Origin of the sequence: Microbacterium luteum (genome assembly GCF_015277875.1) — a bacterium.
GTDB classification, from domain to species: domain Bacteria; phylum Actinomycetota; class Actinomycetes; order Actinomycetales; family Microbacteriaceae; genus Microbacterium; species Microbacterium luteum.
In genome coordinates this window covers 1035289-1056433 of record NZ_CP063814.1, presented here as the reverse complement: position 1 = coordinate 1056433, position 21145 = coordinate 1035289, and the positions used below count along the sequence as shown (strand labels likewise).

At 67.7% G+C, this 21145-nt stretch carries 15 protein-coding genes, 1 pseudogene and 1 other annotated feature; of the genes and pseudogenes, 8 read left to right on the top strand and 8 right to left on the bottom strand.

The window, feature by feature from the left end:
* Positions 1–13: 13 nt before the first annotated feature.
* Positions 14–2842: a MobF family relaxase gene (mobF, locus tag IM777_RS05145; RefSeq protein ID WP_228481053.1), complete on the bottom strand. Its 2829-nt coding sequence runs from the start codon at positions 2840–2842 to the stop codon at positions 14–16.
* Positions 2843–3600: 758 nt separating this feature from the next.
* Here mobF and IM777_RS05140 point away from each other — a divergent pair.
* The 7 genes and pseudogenes from IM777_RS05140 (at position 3601) to IM777_RS05110 (ending at position 12077) form a co-directional block, all read left to right on the top strand.
* The gene (locus IM777_RS05140; RefSeq protein WP_194384868.1) at positions 3601–4869 is read left to right on the top strand and encodes an IS256 family transposase; all 1269 of its coding nucleotides are present in this window, start codon (positions 3601–3603) and stop codon (positions 4867–4869) included.
* A 12-nt stretch (positions 4870–4881) separates the two neighbouring features.
* Positions 4882–6231, top strand: coding sequence for a histidinol dehydrogenase (gene hisD, locus IM777_RS05135; RefSeq protein ID WP_194385452.1), 1350 nt, complete (start codon positions 4882–4884; stop codon positions 6229–6231).
* Positions 6232–6238: 7 nt separating this feature from the next.
* Complete coding sequence (locus tag IM777_RS05130) at positions 6239–6583, top strand: ArsR/SmtB family transcription factor (RefSeq protein ID WP_228480962.1); 345 nt, start codon at positions 6239–6241, stop codon at positions 6581–6583.
* A 38-nt stretch (positions 6584–6621) separates the two neighbouring features.
* Positions 6622–8526, top strand: coding sequence for a heavy metal translocating P-type ATPase (locus IM777_RS05125; RefSeq protein ID WP_228480961.1), 1905 nt, complete (start codon positions 6622–6624; stop codon positions 8524–8526).
* Between the two features lie 215 nt (positions 8527–8741).
* Positions 8742–9441, top strand: a pseudogene (locus IM777_RS05120) (VIT1/CCC1 transporter family protein).
* Positions 9442–9554: 113 nt separating this feature from the next.
* Positions 9555–10855 (top strand): IS3 family transposase gene (locus tag IM777_RS05115; RefSeq protein WP_390178949.1). Its coding sequence is split into 2 segments (ribosomal slippage): positions 9555–9834 and positions 9834–10855, totalling 1302 coding nucleotides; the frame shifts between segments, so codons are not numbered across the junction.
* Positions 9833–9985, top strand: a sequence feature (AL1L pseudoknot). Its footprint overlaps the gene before it by 153 nt.
* 106 nt (positions 10856–10961) lie before the next feature.
* Positions 10962–12077 carry a heparan-alpha-glucosaminide N-acetyltransferase domain-containing protein gene (locus tag IM777_RS05110; protein WP_228480960.1) on the top strand — a complete coding sequence of 372 codons (1116 nt, stop codon included), beginning with the start codon at positions 10962–10964 and terminating at the stop codon, positions 12075–12077.
* A 115-nt stretch (positions 12078–12192) separates the two neighbouring features.
* Here IM777_RS05110 and IM777_RS05105 read toward each other — a convergent pair whose 3' ends face one another.
* The 6 genes from IM777_RS05105 to IM777_RS05080 form a co-directional block, all read right to left on the bottom strand.
* Entirely contained in the window at positions 12193–12819 is a 627-nt protein-coding gene (locus tag IM777_RS05105) for a DUF5134 domain-containing protein (protein ID WP_194384865.1), read from the bottom strand.
* A 51-nt stretch (positions 12820–12870) separates the two neighbouring features.
* Positions 12871–15138, bottom strand: coding sequence for a heavy metal translocating P-type ATPase (locus IM777_RS05100; protein ID WP_194384864.1), 2268 nt, complete (start codon positions 15136–15138; stop codon positions 12871–12873).
* Positions 15135–17192 (bottom strand): cytochrome c oxidase assembly protein, encoded by a 2058-nt coding sequence (locus IM777_RS05095; RefSeq protein WP_228480959.1) that lies wholly within the window; start codon positions 17190–17192, stop codon positions 15135–15137. Before IM777_RS05095 ends, IM777_RS05100 begins: the two co-directional genes overlap by 4 nt.
* Positions 17189–17419, bottom strand: coding sequence for a heavy-metal-associated domain-containing protein (locus IM777_RS05090; protein ID WP_228480958.1), 231 nt, complete (start codon positions 17417–17419; stop codon positions 17189–17191). The genes IM777_RS05095 and IM777_RS05090 overlap by 4 nt, the downstream gene beginning before the upstream one ends.
* A gap of 245 nt (positions 17420–17664) precedes the next feature.
* On the bottom strand, positions 17665–18465 hold the full coding sequence (locus IM777_RS05085) for a M48 family metalloprotease (RefSeq protein WP_228481048.1): 801 nt from the start codon (positions 18463–18465) through the stop codon (positions 17665–17667).
* 23 nt (positions 18466–18488) lie between these two features.
* Positions 18489–18866, bottom strand: coding sequence for a BlaI/MecI/CopY family transcriptional regulator (locus IM777_RS05080; RefSeq protein WP_194384863.1), 378 nt, complete (start codon positions 18864–18866; stop codon positions 18489–18491).
* A gap of 166 nt (positions 18867–19032) precedes the next feature.
* On the opposite strand from IM777_RS05080, the gene IM777_RS05075 reads away from it, so the two are divergent.
* The gene (locus tag IM777_RS05075; RefSeq protein ID WP_194385447.1) at positions 19033–20271 is read left to right on the top strand and encodes an IS256 family transposase; all 1239 of its coding nucleotides are present in this window, start codon (positions 19033–19035) and stop codon (positions 20269–20271) included.
* Here the strand turns inward: IM777_RS05075 and IM777_RS05070 are convergent.
* Positions 20268–20978, bottom strand: coding sequence for a hypothetical protein (locus IM777_RS05070; protein ID WP_228480957.1), 711 nt, complete (start codon positions 20976–20978; stop codon positions 20268–20270). The two genes, IM777_RS05075 and IM777_RS05070, sit on opposite strands and share 4 nt — an antisense overlap.
* Between the last annotated feature and the right edge of the window lie 167 nt (positions 20979–21145).

Sequence of the window (21145 nt, the reverse complement as noted above, 5' to 3'; positions counted from 1 at the left end):
GAATCCTCACAGATCAGATGTCAACCAAACTCGGGGCAGACCCGTACAGCGCGATGGTGGCGGCGTGTGCTTCCCACCGCTCACGCGCCTCGATCCGTAATCCCGGCTGACCGAGCTTCGTCACCCATGCGGCTCCCGCTTCCTGGGCGTCGTGCAGGAGTCCGCGCGCGGCAGTCTCGATGAGCATCTGCCGTTGGGTGAGCGCGGTCTGCATGTCGTCGGCGATCGGCTCGGCAGGTGTGGGGATGAGTCCGGCAACTCGCGCCTTGGTTCGTTTGCCGGGCGGGAGTTTCTGGGTGGCTTGGTCGAGTATGGCGGCGAGCTGCGCGGCGGGATCGGATTGGTCTTCGCCGGGCGTGAGTCGGGGTGCGAGGGCAGTGAGGGCGGCTGCTGCGAGGTGGCCGGCGGCTTCGTGGCGGGCGAGGGCTGCTTCGAGTCGTTCGTAGTAGGAGCTGGTGAACACGTCGTCGGCCACGTTCTCGGGGAACGGTGCGACATCGAGGAGGGTTGCCCATCGTTCGGTCTGTGCTTCGCGGGCGAGCACGTCGTACTCGGCCAGCAGCGTGGACAGCGAGGCGTGTCGATCGACCTCGAGCTTCAGGGTTTCGGTGGCGGAGAGGTCAGCATCAGTGCGGGCGAGCACCTTGGCGAGCCGGTCTGTCACGGTCAGCGGTTCGGGCTGGTCGAGGTGCGCTTCGATCTCGTGCGGGTCGGGCACGATGACGTAGGCGTGGTTGCGGTGCTTGCCGCGCGTCATCGCCACATAGAACAACTCCCGCGATGATGCTTCAGGATCGACGAGCGCGTGCCGGTGGCGGACGAGCATCCCGAACGCTCCGCCCGTCTCGACTGCCGAGAGTTGCGCCCAGTCTCCGATGAGGACGACCTTGGCTCCGACCTCGGCGGCGTGCGCGGTGATGCGATCGAGCGCGAGTGTTCCTGCCAAGGAAGACTCGTCCACGAGCACGAGCTGCCCGGCTTCGAGGTTCCAGCGCCCGTGGTGGTGTTCGTAGAGGAATTTCGCGGTGTTCTCTGCCCGCACGCCGAGCGAGTCGCCGAGCACTTCGGCGGCAGCAGCCGACGGCGCAAGGCCGATCACCGAGTCGCGTCCGTGCGCCGCTGTCCACGCCCGGTGTAGGGCGCGCAGCGCCGTGGTCTTGCCGGAACCTGCCGGGCCGACCAGCAGATCAAGGGTCAGCCCGGAACGGGCGATGCGCGTGATAGCGACGGCCTGGTCGGGATCGAGCCTTACGCCCCCGATCTTGCGGGAAGTGTGCCGCGCGACGAGCCGCGCGGTCAGCGCCGGGCCACCGTCATCTTGGCTGTGTGCGAGGAGCCGCTGTTCGGCGTCGAGGATGTTCTGGCTGGAATACGCGATCTGGTCGACCGGTTGGAACCTGTTGCCCTCACCGTCGACGTAGTGGGCGGGTACGGCTCGGTCGTAGTCCGGGGTGAGCCGCAGCGATTCGGCTTCGGCGTGGGCGACGATCTGATCGAGCACCCGGATGCGATCGTCGGTGGTTGCGAACCGGACGCCCATGATCTGTCGCATCGTCTCGGCGTGCAGGTTCCATCGCCCCCAGGTTGCGCGCCGGTTCGCGACCTCCATCAGCACCACGGAGGCAAGATCCTCGATCTGCTCCAGCCCGAGATCGTCCGCACGCAGCCGAGCCTCGCCCGCACCCCGGTCGAGTAGATGCTGCGCCCAAGTGGGTGCATCCTCGCTGAGCACCACCTCGGCCCGCGCCCGCCAGTCAGCGGTCAGCTCAGCCAGCGAGTGCAGTTCTTTCTCGGGCCGCGTCTCCAAGGTCGCCTGCTGTCGGAGTTTCGCGATCGTCGCCGCTGAGGGTTGCCTGCCGTGCTCGGCGATGTACTGCTCGATCAGCCGGTTCTTGACCTGCTCGATGCCCTCCGCGCCGTCGCTGCCGCCGGTGGTGCGGCGGGAGAACTCCGCGATCAGCGCCGCTGGTACGCCCGCGATCTCCCAGCCGGTGTTGCGGTCCTTGCCCCGGTCGACGGGCACCCACGTCACACCGAGCAGCCGCGCGGTGTGATCAGTGACAAAGGCGTTGTACGACTCCGACAGAGCGACAGCCGCCTTGTGCAATCGGCGCGAGTCGAGCGTGCGCCAGCGCCCATCCTCGCCCTGCACCTTGTTCGACACCACGACGTGCGTATGCAGTTGCGGATCCGCTGCTCTGGAGTCGTAATGGTCAAACGCGGTCGCGATCACACCCACGATCGGCATCTGCGCGATACCGCCCCGGCCGACCCGTGTCACGGCGACGCGCTCTTCCAGCAACGCGATTGTGTCGCGCATCGCGGCGTGATGCGCCTGCGCAATCAGGGCTTGCGTGCCCGCGTCGGCCACACCCCAGATCGCGCTGACCGACTTCGGCGGTGAGAACGTCAGATCGAACCCTGCAACGGCGATGCGCGGCTTCTTCGCAACCTCCTCCTCACGGATACGTTGCACCGCTTGCTCCCGCGCCTCACCGCGCAGGTCGGGGTCGAGCCGTGCAATGCGCGCCGCAATCCGTTCGCGCGGCGGCTGCAACGACGGAAACCGGGTACCGAGTCGTTCCCCGGTGACCGGGTGGATGCCCTCACCCAGCAGCCGCGCCAAGTGCTCCTCGGTCACCGTGTCGCCCTCGGCCGACGCCGGGGTGCGTCCGTCGTCGAGACTCATCAGGCCGGTACCGACCCAAGTACCTGGCGGGCAGCCGGTCTCGGTGTAGTACCGGGTCAGCGGGCTGCTCATCTCCCGGTCGCCGTCACCAGCGACGACAGACTTCAGCAGGTACTCGTACCCCTTGCCGGACGACATGACCCGGATCGTCATCACCACGACAGCCCCTCCCGAGACCGTCACGGACGGGCCGATCTCGGGAGTCAGGTGGGCGCTCCGCGCCCGAGCGCGGCACCCTGGTGCCAGACGTGTGTGTCCGTCCTGAATGGAGAGCAGCTCATGCCGGTGACTGTCATGATCAGCGGCCGATCGAGCCGATCCTCACACTGCGACGCGGGGCCGTACGTCCTCGCGGTGAGGCACGGTGGTGCGCTGCGCGAGCGGGCTGCCGACGACGGGCGAGATCTCACGAGCTCGCCCGTCCGATACGCACAGGATCTGCAGAATCCGCAGAGGGGTGCGCCACGGCGTGACCTCTTGCACGATCCGAGACCCGCTCACCTTCCTCATTATCTGCGTAACTGCGTAGATATGATGCTCCCCTGGCGTGTAGGCCTTGCCTCAGAAAAGAGGGGATGCTCCGCGCCCCCTGCCTGTACGGCCTCGCCCGCGCGGTGTGGCTCTTGTTACGGAAGGAACGATCATCTTCATCATCTTCGAGCCGAAGGTCGCTTCTACGGCTCTGTGTGCGCCCTCTACCGGCTCCGCTGTCCCGGGAGTGCGGCGATGACTCACGCATCCGGAAACGTCGCTGTGCGCGTGATCGGTTTTCGTGGAAGCTCCGCTACCCGGGAGGGTGAGTCCCATAGCGTGGTGTCAATTCCCGCGGGGGGTTCTCGTCGTCGTAGACGATGAAGGGCCACCGTGGGATGACCATTGTTTCCGGCAAGAAGCAAAGCAGAGATCCCACGATGACCCACTACCAGTCTGCCCTGACGACCTTGATCGGCGAAGTCCTCGCTGACCCTGACCTGGCCCATTCGGACGTGTTCCGTCGGATGCTGCAGGCCGGCCTGCAAGATCTGGTCGACGCGGAAGCGACGGTGAAGATCGGTGCTGACCGTTATGAGCGGACCGCGGAGCGCAAGACCCGTCGCAACGGGACCCGCCCGAAGACCCTCGCGACCCCGGCCGGGGAAGTAGACCTTCAGATCCCGAAGCTGCGGGAAGGATCGTTCTTCCCGTCGTTGCTGCACCCGCGCCGCCGGGTCGACAAGGCGCTCTACGCGGTGATCTGCCAGGCCTGGATCGATGGGGTCTCCACCCGCAAGGTCGACCAGTTGGTGCGGGCGTTGGGGAACGACACCGGCATCTCCCGGTCGACGGTCTCGCGGATCTGCGCCGAGATCGACGAGTCAGTGCACGAGTTCCTGCACCGCAGGATCGATCACACCTGGTTCCCGTACCTGTTCCTCGACGCCACCTACCTCGACGTCCGCCACCGCGGCCGGGTCGTCTCCCAGGCCCTCGTCGTCGCGACCGGTGTCTCCGGCGAAGGACGCCGGGAGATCCTCGGGATGGCGCTCGGGGACGCGGAGACCACCGACTTCTGGACCGAGTTTCTCCGCGGCCTCCGCGACCGCGGCCTGAAAGTCGCCACCGACGCCGACCCGCTCGGCGTGACCCTGGTCACCAGCGACGCGCACGCTGGCTTGAAGGCCGCGGTCAAGGCGATCCTGCCCGGGTCCGGGTGGCAGAGATGCCGAGTTCACTTCGCCCGCAATGTCACCCAGAAGCTCGGCTCGGCGCGTTCGAAGCCGGTCAACGCGTTGATCTCGACGATCTTCGCGCAGACCACGACCGAGGCCGTGATCGCGCAATACAAGGCCGTCACCGACAGCCTCCGCAGCTCGTTTCCCGAGATCGCGACGATGCTCGAGGCGGCCGAAGCGGACCTAACCGGGTTCGCGCCGTTGCCCCGCGAGCACTGGCAGAAGGTCTGGTCGAACAACCCCATCGAGCGCCTCAACCGCGAGATCAAACGCCGCGCCGACGTCGTCCAGATCTTCCCCGACCAGGCCAGCGTCACCCGCCTGATCGGCGCCGTCCTCCAAGAGCAGCACGAGGAATGGGGCTACGGCGAACGCCGCTACTTCTCCGACATCTCCATGCGCAAACTCATCCACACCCTCCACGAGCACACCGAACCCGCCCACCCCGAGCTCTACCTCACCGCCTGACCAACACCCACCATCAGGAAGCAACGGAATGACACCACACCACGGGACTTGACCACCCGGGATGAGGTGCGCCGTGCCGTGCCGCGCGCTGTCGTGGATCTAGCGGGTGTGATTCCCGCGGCGTCTTCGACTATTGCTGACGTGCGGCGTGACGGTTTTCCCGCAGTGGCTGAGCTCGCGGCCCGGTTCGATCGGGTGGAGCAGCAGGTGCTGCGGGTGCCTGCGGAGGCCTTGGCGGAAGCGTTCTCCGCGCTTGCGCCGGAGCTTCGTGGTGCGTTGCAGGAGGTGATCGAGCGGACCCGTCGGTTCGCGAGTTCGCAGTTGCCCGCGCCGGTGGTGGTGGGCTTCGAGGGAGACGCGCAGGTGTCCTTGAACTGGTTCCCCATCGAGCGAGCTGGGGTGTACGTCCCGGGCGGGAAGGCGGTGTACCCGTCGTCTGTGGTGATGAACGTGGTCCCCGCTCAGGTCGCCGGTGTGCGTTCGATCGCGTTGGCCAGTCCGCCGCAGGTCGAGCATGGTGGTCGCCCGCACCCGACGATCCTCGCGACGGCGGCGATGCTGGGCGTTGACGAGGTCTACGCCATCGGGGGCGCCCAGGCCATCGCCGCTCTCGCGTACGGCATCGAGGACCCCACGGTGGAGCGGAGCGTCGCGCCAGTGGATCTGATCACGGGGCCTGGGAATGTGTATGTCGCGGCCGCGAAGCGTCTGGTCCGCGACACGGTCGCGGTGGACATGGAGGCCGGAGCGACCGAGGTGATGATTCTGGCGGATGCTCTCGCCGATCCGATGCTGATTGCTGCCGACATGATCTGCCAGGCCGAACACGACGAGCACGCCGCCGCCGTCTTGGTCACCGATTCCACCTCCCTGGCCCTCGCCGTGCAGACGGAACTGGATCGACAGGTGGCCTTCACGCCCCATGCGGATCGAGTGCGGGCCGCCCTGACCGGTCCGCAGTCGGCGATCGTGATCGTCGACGACATCGAGCACGGCATCGAGGTCTGCGACGCTTACGCCCCTGAGCATCTCGAGATCCATTGCGACGATGCCGACGGGGTGGCCGGACACGTACGCAACGCTGGCGCGATCTTCATCGGCGCGTCCACGCCGGTGAGTCTCGGTGATTACTGCGCCGGCTCCAACCATGTCCTGCCCACCGGAGGAACGGCCACGTTCTCCTCCGGGCTCACCGTGCACACGTTCCTGCGGGCGGTGCAGACCGTGCGCTACCCGGCCGCCGCTCTCCGCCACGTGCGCGAGACGATGCGGGTGCTCAGCACGGCAGAGGATCTGCCCGCCCATGGCGCGGCCTTGGAGGCCCGCTTCGCCCCGTCTGCAACGCGCGTCCAACAGGATTGATGTTCCGATGACGCAGGCGACGATGGACAGTGGCGATCGTGCGATCGAGGGGGCCGTGGATGTGTTCCGGACCCTTGCCGAAGAGACGCGCATCCGCATCGTCCTCGCCCTTGCGCAGCACCCCGAGATCTCGGTCGGCGAACTCGCGAGTCGAGTGGATCGGCCCGCGCCGACGGTTTCCCAGCATCTGAGCAGGCTGCAGCGCAGCGGGATGGTCGACCGTCGGCGAGATGGTCAGCGTGTGCTCTACCGCCTCGTCGATGAACACGCCGCAGATCTCGCCAACATCGCCCTGCATTATGCGGCGGTGCACCTGGAGGGTCGGCCAGCGCATCACGCACCGACCCGATGAACCCCGAACCATCGTGCTGACAGATAGGACTGACGCCCATGACTGATCCCCTTGCCGCCGACACCGCGGCCCGTCCCGCGGAACGCCGCGCGACGTTCATGTCGTTGATGACGCGCGAACGGTGGATCGAGGTCGCTCGCATCCTCTTGACCGGGTTGGTGGCCTTCCTGTACTGGCGGCAGCTCATCCCGGTTCCCGTGCTGTGGGTGGCCGTCGCGGTCGGTCTGTACCGGCTGGTGAAGACGGGTCTGATCGATCTGTTCACCGAACGCAAGATCGGCACGGAACTGTTCGTCACCGTCGCGACGATCTTCGCGCTGGTCGGAGGCGAAGAGGTCGCGGGAAGCGTGCTCATGGTGATCATCCTCATCGCCGAGTTCATCGCCGACCTCAACACCGATCGGGCGCGCGCATCGATCCAAGGGCTGATCGGCGCGGTCCCCACCGTCGCGCGGGTCCGCGAGAACGGGCAGGAGCGCGTGGTCCCGATCGCGGAACTGCACGTCGATGACGTCGTCCTGGTCCGCGCGGGCGACAGCATCCCCGTCGACGGCACGGTCGTCAGCGGGGACGGCGCCGCGGACGAGGCATCCGTCACGGGTGAGAGCGTCCCGAAGGACAAGTCCGCCGGCTCGCGCGTGTTCGCCGGCACGATCCTCAAGTCCGGTGCTCTGGACGTGCGCACCGAAGCGGTCGGGGAGCAGACCACGTTCGCGCGGATCGTGGCCCTCGTCGAGGATGCCGAGGACTCGCGCGCGCCCGTGCAGAAGCTCGCGGACAAGGTCGCCGCGTGGCTCATCCCGCTGATCATCGTGTTCCTCGTGGTGGTGTTCCTCGTCACCCGGGACGTCAGCATGATCGTCACGCTCATGATCTTCACCTCGCCCGCCGAACTGGCGCTGGCGACCCCGATGGTGATCATCGCCGCGATCGCCCGCGCCGCACGCAGCGGCATCCTGATCAAGGGCGGAATCTACCTGGAGAGCCTCGCCCGGGCCACCACCGTCGTGTTCGACAAGACCGGCACCCTGACCGTCGGCAGCCCGAAGGTCAGCGCCGTGCGCGTCGCCGACGCCTCTGTGGAACGTGAGGAACTGCTCCGGCTCACCGCGGGCCTGGACCGCCGCTCCAGCCACCCTCTCGCCGAGGCCATCGTCGCCTACGTGCGTGAGGCCGGCGTGGAGATCCCCGAGCCGACCGATTTCCAAGTCGTGCCCGGCCGCGGTGTCACGGGAACGGTCGACGGGCGTGCCCTGCTCGTCGGCAACGCCGCCCTGCTCACAGAGGCGGGGATCGACGTGCCGCCCGTTGCGGAGGCGACGACGATCATCCACGTCGCCGCCGACGGCCGCCTGATCGGCAGCTTCGAGCTCGAGGACCAGATCCGGCCCGGGGCGAAAGAAGCCATCGCCGGGCTCCGCGTGAACGGTGTGAAGCGGATCCCGATGCTCACCGGTGACAACGCCGCCGTCGCCGGTCGCGTCGCCGACAGCCTCGGCATCGACGAGGTCTACGCCGATCTGCTCCCGGAGGACAAGGTCGGCGTCATCACACAGATGCAAGCCCGTGGAGAACGGGGTCGCGATGGTCGGCGACGGCATCAACGACGCCCCCGCGCTGGCCCTCGCCGAGACCGGGATCGCGATGGGTGCCGGCGGCACGCAGGCCGCCATCGAAGCGGCCGATGTCGCTCTCATGACCGACGATCTCAGCAAGATCGTCGGCGTGCGCGCGATCGCCCGCCGGGCCTACCGCACCATCCAGGAAAACCTGTTCGTCGGCGTCGGCGTCGTCCACGTCCTCGGCATCACCGCCGCCCTGCTGGGCTGGATCGGCCCGATCCAGGCCGCCATCATCCACCTCGGTCCCGACATCCTCGTGTTCCTGAACTCCACCAAGCTGCTCAGCGTCCGCATCAAGACCGGTCCGGACACCGCCCTTGAGCCATTGCGGCGCGACTAACCAGCATGCACGGCAGCACACACGTCGACACCGGGCTACGCAGATCTCAGGCTCTGCGTAGCCCGGTGGCCGAGAAGAGACCCGTTACCGGACGCCCCGGCAGCGCTGAAGAAGTCGAGGAACCGAAGATGCGGGGAAACGACGCGGGCTCCACTCGATCGCGCTAGCGACACATGACGATTCGGAAGAAGGACCCATGACCACTCCCACGCCCTCCGCCACCCGCGTCCAACGCCTCAACAAGCTACGTGCCGGGGGTCCTCGGCGCCAACGACGGGATCGTGTCCGTCGCCACTGTCGTCGTCGGCGTCGCCAGCGCTGCTGCGGGGGAACCCGCCCTGCTCTCCGCCGGTGTCGCCGCCCTCGTCGGCGGCGCCGTCTCGATGGCCCTGGGCGAGTACGTCTCCGTCAGCAGCCAGCGTGACAGTCAACGCTCCGCCATCGACGAGGAACGCGGACACCTCGCAGCCGACCCCGATGCCGAGTTCCAGGAACTGGTCGCGTCGTATCAGGCTCGAGGCCTCACCGAACCCACCGCCCGGAAGGTCGCCGAAGAGCTCTCCGCCCGCGACGCGCTGGCCGCCCACATCGACATCGAGCACCGGCTGGCCGAGGACGAGGTCGTCAGCGCATGGGGCGCGGCGTCCGCGTCCGCGATCGCGTTCCTCCTCGGCGGCGTCGTGCCCTTCCTCGCGATCCTCCTACTGCCCGCAGGCATCCGCATCCCGACCACCTTCGTGCTGGTGCTCGTCGCCCTCGCCGTCACCGGCGCGCTCGGTGCCCGACTCGGCAAGGCCCGGCCGGGCCGTGCGGCCGTGCGTGTGGTCGTCGGCGGCACCATCGCCCTGGCCGCGACCTACGGAATCGGCACCCTGCTGGGCACCGGAACGGTCTAGGACCGGCGCCCCGCGCAACAGTCCGGTGCCCCTGCGTCCGCTCAAACTGCGAAGAGAGCCCTGAAGCGCCCCGGGTGTGATGGAGGCTCTCAAACCTGTGAAGGATGGGAGTCATGGCAGCACCACGGAAGTACAGCGAGGAGCTGAAGGATCGGGCGATGCGGATGGCGTTGGACGCGCGTCGAGATCCTGAGTCGAGGGTCGGCGCGATCAAGCGGATTGCGGACCAGCTCGGGATCCATCCGGAAGCGTTACGGACCTGGGTGCGGCAGGCCGAGGTCGACGACGGCATCGCGCCGGGCACGACGACCGCGGACGCGCAGCGGATCGCGGACCTCGAGCGCGAGGTGCGGGAGCTGCGTCGCGCGAACGAGATCCTCAAGACCGCGTCGGCTTTTTTCGCGGCGGCGGAGCTCGACCGCAAGCTGAAGTAGCCGAGGTGCCCACCGCGGTGCTCGTCGAGTACATCGACGGGCACCGCGACCGGTTCGGGGTCGAGCCGATCTGTCGTGTCCTGCGTGACGCGGGTATGCAGATCGCCCCGAGCACCTACTACGCCGCCAAGGTCCGCCCGCCGTCGGCGAGGGCGGTCAGGGACGCGGCACTGACCGTCGACATCCGGGTCACGCATAAGGCGAACCTTGGCGTCTACGGGGTGCGGAAGATCCACGCCGAACTGAATCGGCAGGGCGTGGAAGTGGCCCGCTGCACGGTCGAGCGGCTGATGCGGCAGGAAGGGATCCAAGGGATCCGGCGCGACAAGTCCCGCCGCACGACGTTCGGCGACGGTGCGGAGACGGAGCGGCCGCTGGACCTGGTGGAGCGGCGCTTCGAAGCGACCGCGCCGAACCAGCTCTGGGTCGCAGATCTGACCTACATCCGCACCCACGCCGGCTGGGTCTACGCCGCGTTCGTCCTGGACGTGTTCAGCCGCCGCGTCGTGGGCTGGCAGGTCTCCACGAGCATGCGCACCGATCTCGCTCTCGACGCACTGGACATGGGCTTGTGGGAACGGCAGCGCGCCGGCCAGGACGTGTCCGGACTGATCCACCACTCCGACCGCGGAGTTCAATATCGAGCCATCCGCTACACCGAACGCCTCGCCGAAGCCGACGCGGTCGCCAGCGTCGGCTCCAAGGGCGATTCGTGCGACAACGCGATGGCCGAGGCGCTGAACTCGCTGTTCAAAGCCGAGTGCATCCGCAACCCGGTCATGCGCCCGAAGGGCGGCTGGGCATCGATCCGCGATGTCGAGATCGCCGTCGCGGAGTACATCGACTGGTACAACCACCGACGCCTTCACGGCGAGATCGGGATGACCCCGCCCGTCGAAGCAGAGGCCGTCCACTGGGCATCCCAGGCAGCGGTCGAATACGCTCAAGAACACGTCCCCGCCGGGGCCGGAACCAACTAACCGAGCCTCCACGAAACCCGGGGCGCTTCACCCCATGCCTCCCACCGACCGACCGCACGGTCCCGTCTCCAAGGTCGCACGGACGCAGCTCCGTGAGCGCTTAGCTGTGAATTGGGCGCATCTGCACGCGCAAGACCGCATCCCCGGCATCGATCTCGCGCGGGGCCTGGCGGTGGTGGGAATGTTCGCCGCGCACCTGCTGTGGATCACCCCGCTGGTCTGGAGCGATCCGGGAACCTGGACGGGCATCGTGCAGGATCGCTCCTCGATCCTGTTCGCCACACTCGCCGGTGTCTCCCTGGGGCTGATGGCCGGCGGGACCCGGCGACCTACCTCCTCGGAACTGCCGACGCTGCGAGCACGACTGGTCTACCGGTCACTGCTGCTCTGGCTGATCGGTGTCGTCCTCCTCGGCCTCGGGGTCCCGGTCTACATCATCCTGCCCGCTTACGCGATCCTTTTCCTGCTCGCGCTGCCATTTCTCTCGCTCAGCCCGCGACAGGTGCTGCTCGCCGCGGGAGGGATCGCGCTTCTCACCCCTTTCCTGCAGGCATGGGTCGACGCGTTCCCGTGGTGGGAGACCGGCAGCGGTCGCATGGCGGCCTGGCTGCTCGGTTGGTACTACCCGTTCCCGGTCTGGATCGCGTTCGTGCTCGCCGGGCTCGGGCTCGCCCGCACCGACATTCGCCGGCTGCGCACCCAGCTGGCCATGCTCGGTGCCGGCACAGCTCTCGCGGTCCTTGGGTACGGCCTCGACGCCGTCTCCGGCACGCGGGACGTCCCCGACGACGGGGCGTTCTGGGACGTGCTGTGGACGGCCGAGCCTCACTCCAGCGGGCTTCTCGAGGTGATCGGTTCCGGTGGGTTCGCCATCGCCGCGATCAGTGTCTGTCTACTCGCCTGTCGCACACCACTGATCTGGATCACCCTGCCGCTGCGGGCCACCGGCAGCATGCCGCTGACCGCCTACATCGCGCAGCTGCTCCTGTGGGCCGTGATCGCCAGCATCGGCGTGGGCACCACCGGCGATCTCGCCGCGTTCCGTGACATGGCCCCGTTCTGGCCCTTGACCATCGCAACCGTCACGGGCCGCACCGTCTGGGCGCTACTGTTCGGGCGTGGCCCGCTCGAGCGGGCGATGACCCACCTTCCCGCCCGTCGCTCGACGTCCTCCGGGCGATCCGCCTCGCGAGACGATGCGCACCGCTCCGACGTTCGTTGACGAGTCCTCCCGACCGACCAAGCGGAGATAGAAGCCGCGGGGCTGGCCGGACGCAACAGACTCCGTGAGATGAAGCCTGCGCCGTCGGGGGATTCGAGCGACGTGACCGGCGGGGTCAGCCGTTCATCAGCACGAGCATGACGCCCATGCCGGCAGCCATCACGGCATGGCAGGTGGCGTGCAGGCGGTGGTGGCCACTACGGATCAGCCGGAAGAGCCACCACAGCATGGTCGCGGCGCTGAGCGCGACGAAGACAACGTTGACGACGTCGACCCACATCGGGGTGCCCATCATCATCGGGGCGGCGTCACCCATCGGCATCTGACCGTCCATGCCCATCGCGTCGCCGTCACCCACATCCATGGGCATGTGCATGTCGGCCATGAGCAGCGGCATTGCGGCGAGCATCCAGATCATCGCGGCGTTCAGGGTGAGGTGCCCCACCAGGTCGACGCGCCCTGTGGCGGTACGGGCGCGGACCGGAAAAGGCACGAGGGCGAGGGTGAGCACCGCGAAAACCCCGACCTGCACCCAGAGTGCGAGCTCGGACTCCATCGACCAGGACATCCAGATCATCGCGGCCGACATCAGGATGTGGTTGATGTCGACCAGGATCTCCCCGTCGAACGGCTTTCCCTTCCGACGCGTCCTCGTCAGCCGGGGTGCGAGGTCGATCAGGCAGACCAGGCCGGTGAACACGAAAGCGATGGTCAGGATGATGTTCCACGGAGCAGCGATCACACCCAAAGACTACTACAAGTTGTAGTCGTTCTCGAACGTCGAGGGGGTCGCTCAGCGGCGAGGGGTGCGGCGGAAGTTCTGCAGCCGGAGACTGTTGTAGACCACCAGGACGGAGGAGAGCGCCATCGCGCCGGCGGCGATGAGCGGGTTGAGCAGTCCGGCGGCGGCGATCGGGATCGCGGCGATGTTGTATCCGAATGCCCAGCCGAGGTTGGTCTTGATGGTGCGTAGGGTGCGACGGGACAGGCCGATGGCGTCGGGGATGACGGCGAGGTCGTCGCGGACGAGGATGATGTCGGCGGATTTCAGGGCGATGTCGGAGCCGGAGACCATGGCGAGTCCGAGGTCGGCGGCGGCGAGGGCGACGGCGTCGTTGATGCCATCGCCGACCATTGCGACCCGGGCGCCGTTCTCCTGCAGGCTGCGGATCGCGTCGGCCTTCTCGGCGGGCAGCACCCCGGCGAGCACTGTGTCGATGCCGAGGCGGGCGGCGACGCTCGCGGCCGCGGCGGGGGTGTCTCCGGTGAGCAGGACGGTCTTCAAACCTTGGGCGTGCAGCGCGGCGACCGCGGTGCGGGCGTCGCGTTTGATCGTGTCCCGCAGCCCGATCCGCCCCAGGAGCACGCCGCCGCGTGCCACGAGCACGGATGTCTCCGCGGCTTGACCCGCACCGTCGTCGGTGTTCTCGGCGGTGTCTGGCTCGGCGGGCACGTCGATGGCGTGGTCGAGGAGGAACGTCCGGCTGCCGACGAGGATCTGCTCGCCGTGGAGCTGTCCGGAGGCGCCGCGCCCGGGGTGGGTGGTGAATCCGGTCACGGGGGCGATCTCGATGCCCTGGTTCTCCGCAGCGGTGAGGATGGCGCGGGCGATGATGTGCTCGGAGCCGCGTTCGATGGCTGCGGCGACGCCGAGGAGTTCCTGTTCGGTGACGCCGTCCACGGGGGCGAGGTGGTGGGCGGTCATCGCCCCGGTGGTGAGGGTCCCTGTCTTGTCTAGGACGACGGTGGTGATGGTGCCGCTGGCTTCAAGCGCGTCCTGGCCTTTGACGAGGATGCCCAGTGTCGCGCCCCGGCCGATGCCGACCATCAGCGCGGTCGGTGTCGCGAGCCCGAGGGCACAGGGGCAGGCGATGATGAGCACCGAGATCCCGATCCCGAAGGCCTGCTCGAACGACGTCCCGGCGATCATCCACCCGGCGGCGACGAGGACGGCCAGGACGATCACGGCGGGCACGAAGTAGCTGGTGACCTTGTCGACGAGGGTCTGCACCCGGGCTTTGCGGGCCTGAGCCTGCTCCGCGAGTGCCGCCATCTGCGCGAGTTGAGTGTGCGCGCCCACGGAGGTCGCCCGCACCTCCAGCCGTCCGTCCGTGCTGATCGTGCCGCCGACCACCGCATCTCCCGGTGTCAGGTCGGCGGGGACGGGTTCGCCGGTGAGCATGCTGGTGTCCACGGCCGCCGCCCCTGCGATGATCAGGCCGTCCGCGGGGATGGTCTCTCCCGGGAGCACCACGAACACGTCCCCGGCGCGCAGCGCGGTCGCCGGCTGGATCTCCTCGGTGTTGTCGGTGCGGATGCGGACGTGGGTGGCGGCGAGCTGGTTCAGCGCGCCGAGCACGTCGCCGGCTTTGCGTCGGGAGCGGGTCTCGAAGTAGCGGCCGGCGAGCTGGAAGGTGGTCATCCCGGCGGCGACATCGAGATAGATGGAGTTGGCGCCCTCCGGGGTCACCCCGAACCCGAGCCAGTACCCGGCGCCCCCTTGACCGAGGCCGAACAGCAGGGTGGCGACCGCCCACCCGAAAGATGCGGCGATGCCGAGTGAGACGAGGGTGTCCATGCTGACCGTGCCGTGGCGCAGGTTGCGCAGGGTCGCCTTGTGGAAGGGCCAGGCCGCCCAGCCCACGATCGGCAGCGCCAACAGCACGCACACCCATTCCCATCCTGGGAACCGCCACCCCGGCACCAGGGCCAGGACGATGGTGATGTCCATCAGGGGGACGGTGAGGATCGCCGAGACGAGCAGACGACGTCGCAGTGAGCTGATCCGCACCTCGGTGGCGCGCCGCGACCAGGCGTCGTCCGCGTCATCGTGCGGGTGCGCCCCGTACCCGGCCTTTTCTACCCGCCGGACCGCCTCGTCGACCCGGTCCGGGGAGAGTCCTGTGACGAGGGCGCGTTCGGTGGCGTAGTTCACGCTTGCGCTCACCCCGTCCAGGCCGTTCAGTGCACGCTCGACCCGGCCCGCGCAGGCCGCGCAGGTCATCCCGGACACATCTAGCTGCACCGCCTCCAGCACCGGCGTGGTGGTCGTGGTGGTCATGTGTCGTTCTCCTCCACGGTTCGGGGCGCTGGCCGCGCGACACCGCGCGCGGCCAGCTGCTCGAGCATCCGGTTGTACTGGTCGAACTCGTCGTCGCGGCCGGTGTCCAGATGCCGATCCTTCCGGCGGGCGTCCTTCGCATCCTGCCTGGACCATTGGATGCCCAGGGCGATGATGACCAGCAGCAGCGGGATCTCACCCCCCGCCCACGCGACCCCGCCTGCGAAGTACTGCGCGGCGGGCAGGTCCGACCAGGGCAACCCGAAATAGCGGTAGAAGTCCTCGGCGATCAGCATGTTCCCGGTCATCAGGATCACCCCGAAGAACGCGTGGAACGGCATCGCGGCGAGCACGAACCCGAGCTTGCCGATGTGGGGCAGTGGCCGCGGTGGCCGGTCGACGCCGATCACGAGCGCGTAGAACAGGTACCCGGCGATCAGGAAGTGCACGTTCATCAGCTGATGCGCCCAATGGAAACGCATGAACTCCCCGAAGATGCCGGTGAAGTACAGGCCGTAGTAGGAGCCGACGAACAGAATGAACACGATCAGCGGGTTGAACACGAACCGCAGCACCGGCCAGTGCAGCACCCACGTGATCCAATCGTGCATTCCCACCGGCCGGGCGGGGTCGGAGCGGGTCGCGCGCAGCAGCAGCGTGATCACCCCGCCGAGGACCAACAGGATCGGGGCGGCCATGTTCAGGCTCATGTGCACGATCATGTGCACCCCGAAGTCCGGGGCGGAGTACTTCCCGAACCCCGAGCTGGTAACGAAGACCACCACCGCCCACCCGGCGACCCAGGCGGCCGTCCGCCCCGCCGGCCATGCGTCGCCACGTAGCCGCACACGCCGCACCGCCCACAGGTACACCGTCACCGCGGCGATCGCGGCGACGAGGAACAGGATGTTCGGCCGCCACTGCGTGAACAGCACCAGCGCTGTCGGCGGGTCGAGGACCTCGAACCCGAGGAACACCTGCGAGATGCTCGTCGGCGCGAAATACTGCGGCGGCGGGATCCGGGTCATCGCAGTGGTCACACCGAGCCATCCGCCGATCATGACCGTCGTTACCACTAGCAGCCCGGTGATCCGGTGCGCGGTCAACCGTCCGCGCCGCCCCCACACCCATCCGGTCGCGGTGATGGACACCACGCCCAGCAGGAAGAGACCCCGAATAAGGATCTGCCAGCCGGTGACCGACTCTAGCAGCCCGGTTCCGGCGAGCTTGAACCACGCCAGCAGCAGGTCGCTGGCCACGATGACCGGCAGCAGCACCGCCAGTGTCTTTCCTAGCCGCCACAGAATCAACGGGTCGATGAGCCGACCGGTCAGGACCCGGGCCGCGCCGACCAGCAGCAGCCCGAACGCCGCACTGGTCAGCAGCGTCTGGTAGATGCCCGCGTCGCTGCCGAAGTCGTGGTTCGGGCCGACCAGGATCTGTCCGACCGCCACCGGTGCGAGCACCCCGAACACGGACGCCCACAACGGGATCAGTAGCCCCGTCCACCGTTCGGTGAACATGCTCGCCCCGAACGTCACCATCGCCGCGACGAACGCGACCGTCCACGCTCGCGGGAACGCGCTCGCGTCATACAGGAACGACATCGCCCCCGGCTCGCCGAGTCGGGAGAACGGGATGCCGCTGCTGTCCAGCATCTCCAAGACGATCATCGCGCCGGCCGATGTTGCCCACGCCGCCGACGCGACCTGCAGCACCGTCAGCTCGACCGACCCGGCCATCCGGGACGCATCCCGCCCGCGCACGTTGCGGAAGAACAGAATCCACAACACCGCACCGACCGTGACGGTCGAGGACAGGTCCGCGACCCCCTGCCCGGCCGCGGTGGAGATCGCCACATCCAGACCCGGGAAGCTGACGAAGATCCGGTCGTACGGAGCCTCACCGGCGAGGATCGTGGTCACCACCGCCGGCGCCACCGACAACATCACCACGAAGACGGTGAGCAGGACCAGCGGCCACCGGCCGAGGCGTCTGACCGGGGGGTCGGACACCGGTGCGACGCCGGGTACGGGCGGAGGTGCGACGGTCACAACCGGTCGGTCGCCCATGAGAGCACCGAGTAGCCGGCCTCCGTGACCGCCGATTCGACGGCGGCGTGTGCCACCGGGCCCGTCTGCTGCAGCCGGACCCGGCCGGACGTGGCATCCGCTTCCACCCGGACGACCCCCGGCACCTCGCTCAGTGCCGTCCGCAGCGCCTGCTCGCAGTGCGCGCAGGTCATCCCGTTCACCACGAACTCGGACTCATCTATACCCATTACATCCTCCCGTCACACGCCCCCCTAACTCTACAAGATGTCCAAGATCGCTTGGTCAGGACGACCCGTGGAGCCAGGGGGATTCGACGGGCGTTCTCACTGGAACCGGCGACGCGAGGGTGAGTTACGGGCAGTCGCGCCCGCCTCAGTGCTTGTCTGGACGTCTGCGCGACGACGTCACCGATGGGGAGTCCCGAGCCCTGCCACTGTCCGGAGCTGTTCGATGCGATCTGCGGTGCCCTCCGTCACGTGGGGAGGATCCGAATCGCCTGCGGCAACCGCCGACGCGCCGCGGACGGCCAGCGGCGAGCAGTGAGGCGGACGGCACGCAGGTGCATACTCTCATCACCGGCCGCGTTCGCGAGGACGGTCAGCGCGTTGGCAAGATGAGCAGCGCCGGCCTGCCGGGCGGCCGCGTCATCCGCGGCCAACTCGATCAGCAGCACGGTCGCTCGCTGCAGTGCGCGCCCCGGCCGGACGCGGGACAGGCACAACGCATTGATCTGCGCGATCCGGACCGCCCACCCGTGCCGTTGCCGCAGATGCGCGTACTCATGCGCGAGGACCGCCTGCAGCTGCGATACCGTGAGCGTCTCCTCCATCGCCGTGGAGAGGAGAATCTCCGGGTGCTTCCCGGGGACAGCGCACGCGATGAGCTGGTCGCCGCGGAACCGTACCAGGGTGAACCCGTCCCGCTCCTCCCGCGATCGGGCCACCGCCGCCGCCACCTGACTTGACTGTCCGACGCCGGTCGATGCCGCAGCCGACGTGGCCACGAACGCGATCACCGCCCCGAAAGCCCCCAGGCCCAGCCACCCGCTCGCCGTCACCAGCACAGCCTGACCGTGCGAGGCCACCTCCGAGACGGTCACGGCCGCCACGACACTGCCCATCACTGCGGCGGCGGCCAGACTCAGCCCGAGGAAGAATGCTACGAACCACGCGGTCAGCGCCGCCCGCGGGTGCAGCAACTGCCACCGTCCCACCGTCAGCACCAGCGGGCTCAACACCGCCGTCAGCACCGCGGCGCCCGCGCACGCTGCCACGAAAAGCAACAGGCCTTCGCCTGTCACCGCGGACGGCCCGTGTCAGGGAACACCGACCGCAACAGCGCGATGTCCTGCGCGTCCAGGTTGCCCGCGAATGCCAGCAACGCTGCCTTCCGATCCTCCGCCTGGTCGAGGGTGGAGATCATCGACGCGCACGCGTCCTTGCCATCCGGTCGCGGTACCGAAAAACGCACCTTCCTAGGCGACTGCTCGATGCGCAGCACTTGACCCTTGCGCTCCAGCCGGGTCAGTGCGGTCATCAACGTCGTGTACGCAGGCACAGGCCCCGAGAACAACTCCTGCAACTGGCGAGCACTAAGAGGTTCCTCCTGCCCCCGCAGCAGCCGCAGCAGCTCACGCTCGAGCTCGCCCCACTCCCTGGTCCGTGCACCCGTCATCGCTCACCTCGGCACCCACGCTAGTACAACCGCTGGATCAATGATGCTTTACGGGAGCGGGGTCCTTACGCTGCCGGAGTGGTTGACTGAAAACCGGGAGTGTCTGATTAACGGTGGATCTGGTCGGGCCTGACCGAAAGGAAGGGCGATGACCGATGTCATCGAGATGATCGATCCTGTGACGGGAGCGATCATCGACGAGCAGCAGCTCGCGGAGCAGCTGTTGAAGCAGGCGAAGGAACAGGGAGTCGACCTCGTCGGCCCCGACGGGTTGTTGAACGGGCTGACCAAACGGGTGCTGGAGACCGCGCTCGAGGCGGAGATGACCGAGCACCTCGGATACGAGAAGCACGGCAACGGCGTCACCGACAATGCCCGCAACGGCACGAGATCGAAGACGGTGCTCACCGAAGTCGGCGCGGTGCAGATCGACGTGCCCAGGGATCGGGACGGGTCATTCGAACCGAAGATCGTGAAGAAGCGACAGCGGCGGCTGACCGGGGTCGACGAGATCGTGTTGTCGTTGACCGCGCGCGGGCTGACGACCGGGGAGGTCGCCGCGCACTTCACCGACGTCTACGGCGCCTCCGTGTCGAAGGACACGATCTCGAGGATCACGGACAAGGTGATCGACGAGATGACCGAGTGGGCGAACCGGCCGCTGGATCGCGTCTACCCGGTGGTGTTCATCGACGCGCTGGTCGTGAAGGTCCGAGACGGGCAGGTGCGCAACAAACCGTTCTATCTCGCCGTGGGCGTCACCGTGAACGGCGAGAGGGACATCCTCGGGATCTGGGCCGGCGACGGCGGCGAGGGCGCGAAGTTCTGGCTCGGCGTACTCACCGAGATCAAGAACCGCGGCGCCGAGGACGTGTGCATCGTCGTCTGCGACGGGCTCAAGGGGTTGCCGGAATCGATCAACACGGCCTGGCCGCTCGCGACGGTGCAGACCTGCATCATCCACCTGATCCGGAACACGTTCCGGTTCGCGTCCCGGCACTACTGGGAAGAGATGGGCAAAGACCTCCGCCCCGTGTACACCGCCCCGACCGAGGCCGCCGCGGCGGAACGGTTCCGCGAGTTCGACACGAAGTGGGGGCAGCAGTACCCGGCGATCAGCAAACTGTGGCAGAACGCGTGGGCCGAGTTCGTGCCGTTCCTGGACTGGGTCGTCGAGATCCGCCGCATCATCTGCTCGACGAACGCGATCGAGTCGCTCAACGCGAGATACCGGCGCGCGGTGCGCGCCCGCGGGCACTTCCCGAACGATGCCGCCGCACTGAAGTGTCTCTACCTCGTGACCCGCTCACTTGACCCCACAGGTCGAGGCAGGGCACGCTGGGCGACGAGGTGGAAGCCCGCGCTGAACGCGTTCGCTATCGCCTTCGAAGGCCGAATCAACTAGTGACCGCCCGACCAGATCCACCGTTTATCGGACAGACCCGCCACGTCCTCATCGGGGTCATGGTCTGCATCGTGTCGCACCGAGGTCTGTTTCGGAATCGAGATGTTTGGCGCGGCCGAGATGATGCTGTCTCGCGCGGCCTGGCGCAGGATCATCATCAAGACGATCAGCACCGGCTGCGTAATGCAGTTGAACTTCGACTTGGGATTGAGCGGCGATGGGATCTTGTCCAAGCGGTCGGTCATCTCGTTGATTCGAGTCACATCGATATCACGGATAGGCGTGTCTCCGAACTCAGGAACAAGGTATCCGGTGACCTTGCTCTGGTAGGAACGAACGGTTCCTGCCGCGCGCCTCTTACCGCTGCGCCCCGGTCGCGTGCGGATCATCTCGATCCAGCGCTCGGAATATTCTGCGAAGCCGATCGACCGGGCTTCGTCTGCTTCGGCCTCCGCCCGCAGCCGCGCGGCGAGTACCGCCGGGGGCTCCCACAGCTCGCGCGCGATCTTCGTGTGCACTCCGGCGAGCCACGTCCGCGCATCGGTCTTCGTCATAAACGTCAACGGTTTGTCGTCGTCCGTGCGGGCCGTGTGCATCTCGCCGTCCGGTCCTGGATAGCGGGCTTGCCAGCGCCCCGACGGAAGCTTCCGCAGCCGCCCCCATGCCTCGCGCTTCTTGGCGGATTTCTCTCTTTCCTGAGTGCTCATGATGCTCTCCCGTGGACTCTATTGGACTCTCGCGGGCGGTTGTGCCCCCTCGTGCCCCCTGCGGAGCAAAGGCGGCAAAACCCGCAGAATCTCGCGGATCTCGGGCCGTTCAGAGCATCTTGTGGGGCACGCTGGGGCACGACATCAGGGGCATGCCGAACCTGTTT

Coding starts and splice junctions, on each gene's coding strand:
- IM777_RS05130 (WP_228480962.1), top strand. CDS start 6,239: ATGACGCAGGCGACGATGGACAGTGGCGATCGTGCGATCGAGGGGGCC.
- IM777_RS05080 (WP_194384863.1), bottom strand. CDS start 18,866: ATGACGGGTGCACGGACCAGGGAGTGGGGCGAGCTCGAGCGTGAGCTG.
- IM777_RS05140 (WP_194384868.1), top strand. CDS start 3,601: ATGACCCACTACCAGTCTGCCCTGACGACCTTGATCGGCGAAGTCCTC.
- IM777_RS05075 (WP_194385447.1), top strand. CDS start 19,033: ATGATCGATCCTGTGACGGGAGCGATCATCGACGAGCAGCAGCTCGCG.
- IM777_RS05070 (WP_228480957.1), bottom strand. CDS start 20,978: ATGAGCACTCAGGAAAGAGAGAAATCCGCCAAGAAGCGCGAGGCATGG.
- IM777_RS05090 (WP_228480958.1), bottom strand. CDS start 17,419: ATGGGTATAGATGAGTCCGAGTTCGTGGTGAACGGGATGACCTGCGCG.
- IM777_RS05125 (WP_228480961.1), top strand. CDS start 6,622: ATGACTGATCCCCTTGCCGCCGACACCGCGGCCCGTCCCGCGGAACGC.
- IM777_RS05100 (WP_194384864.1), bottom strand. CDS start 15,138: ATGACCACCACGACCACCACGCCGGTGCTGGAGGCGGTGCAGCTAGAT.
- mobF (WP_228481053.1), bottom strand. CDS start 2,842: ATGACGATCCGGGTCATGTCGTCCGGCAAGGGGTACGAGTACCTGCTG.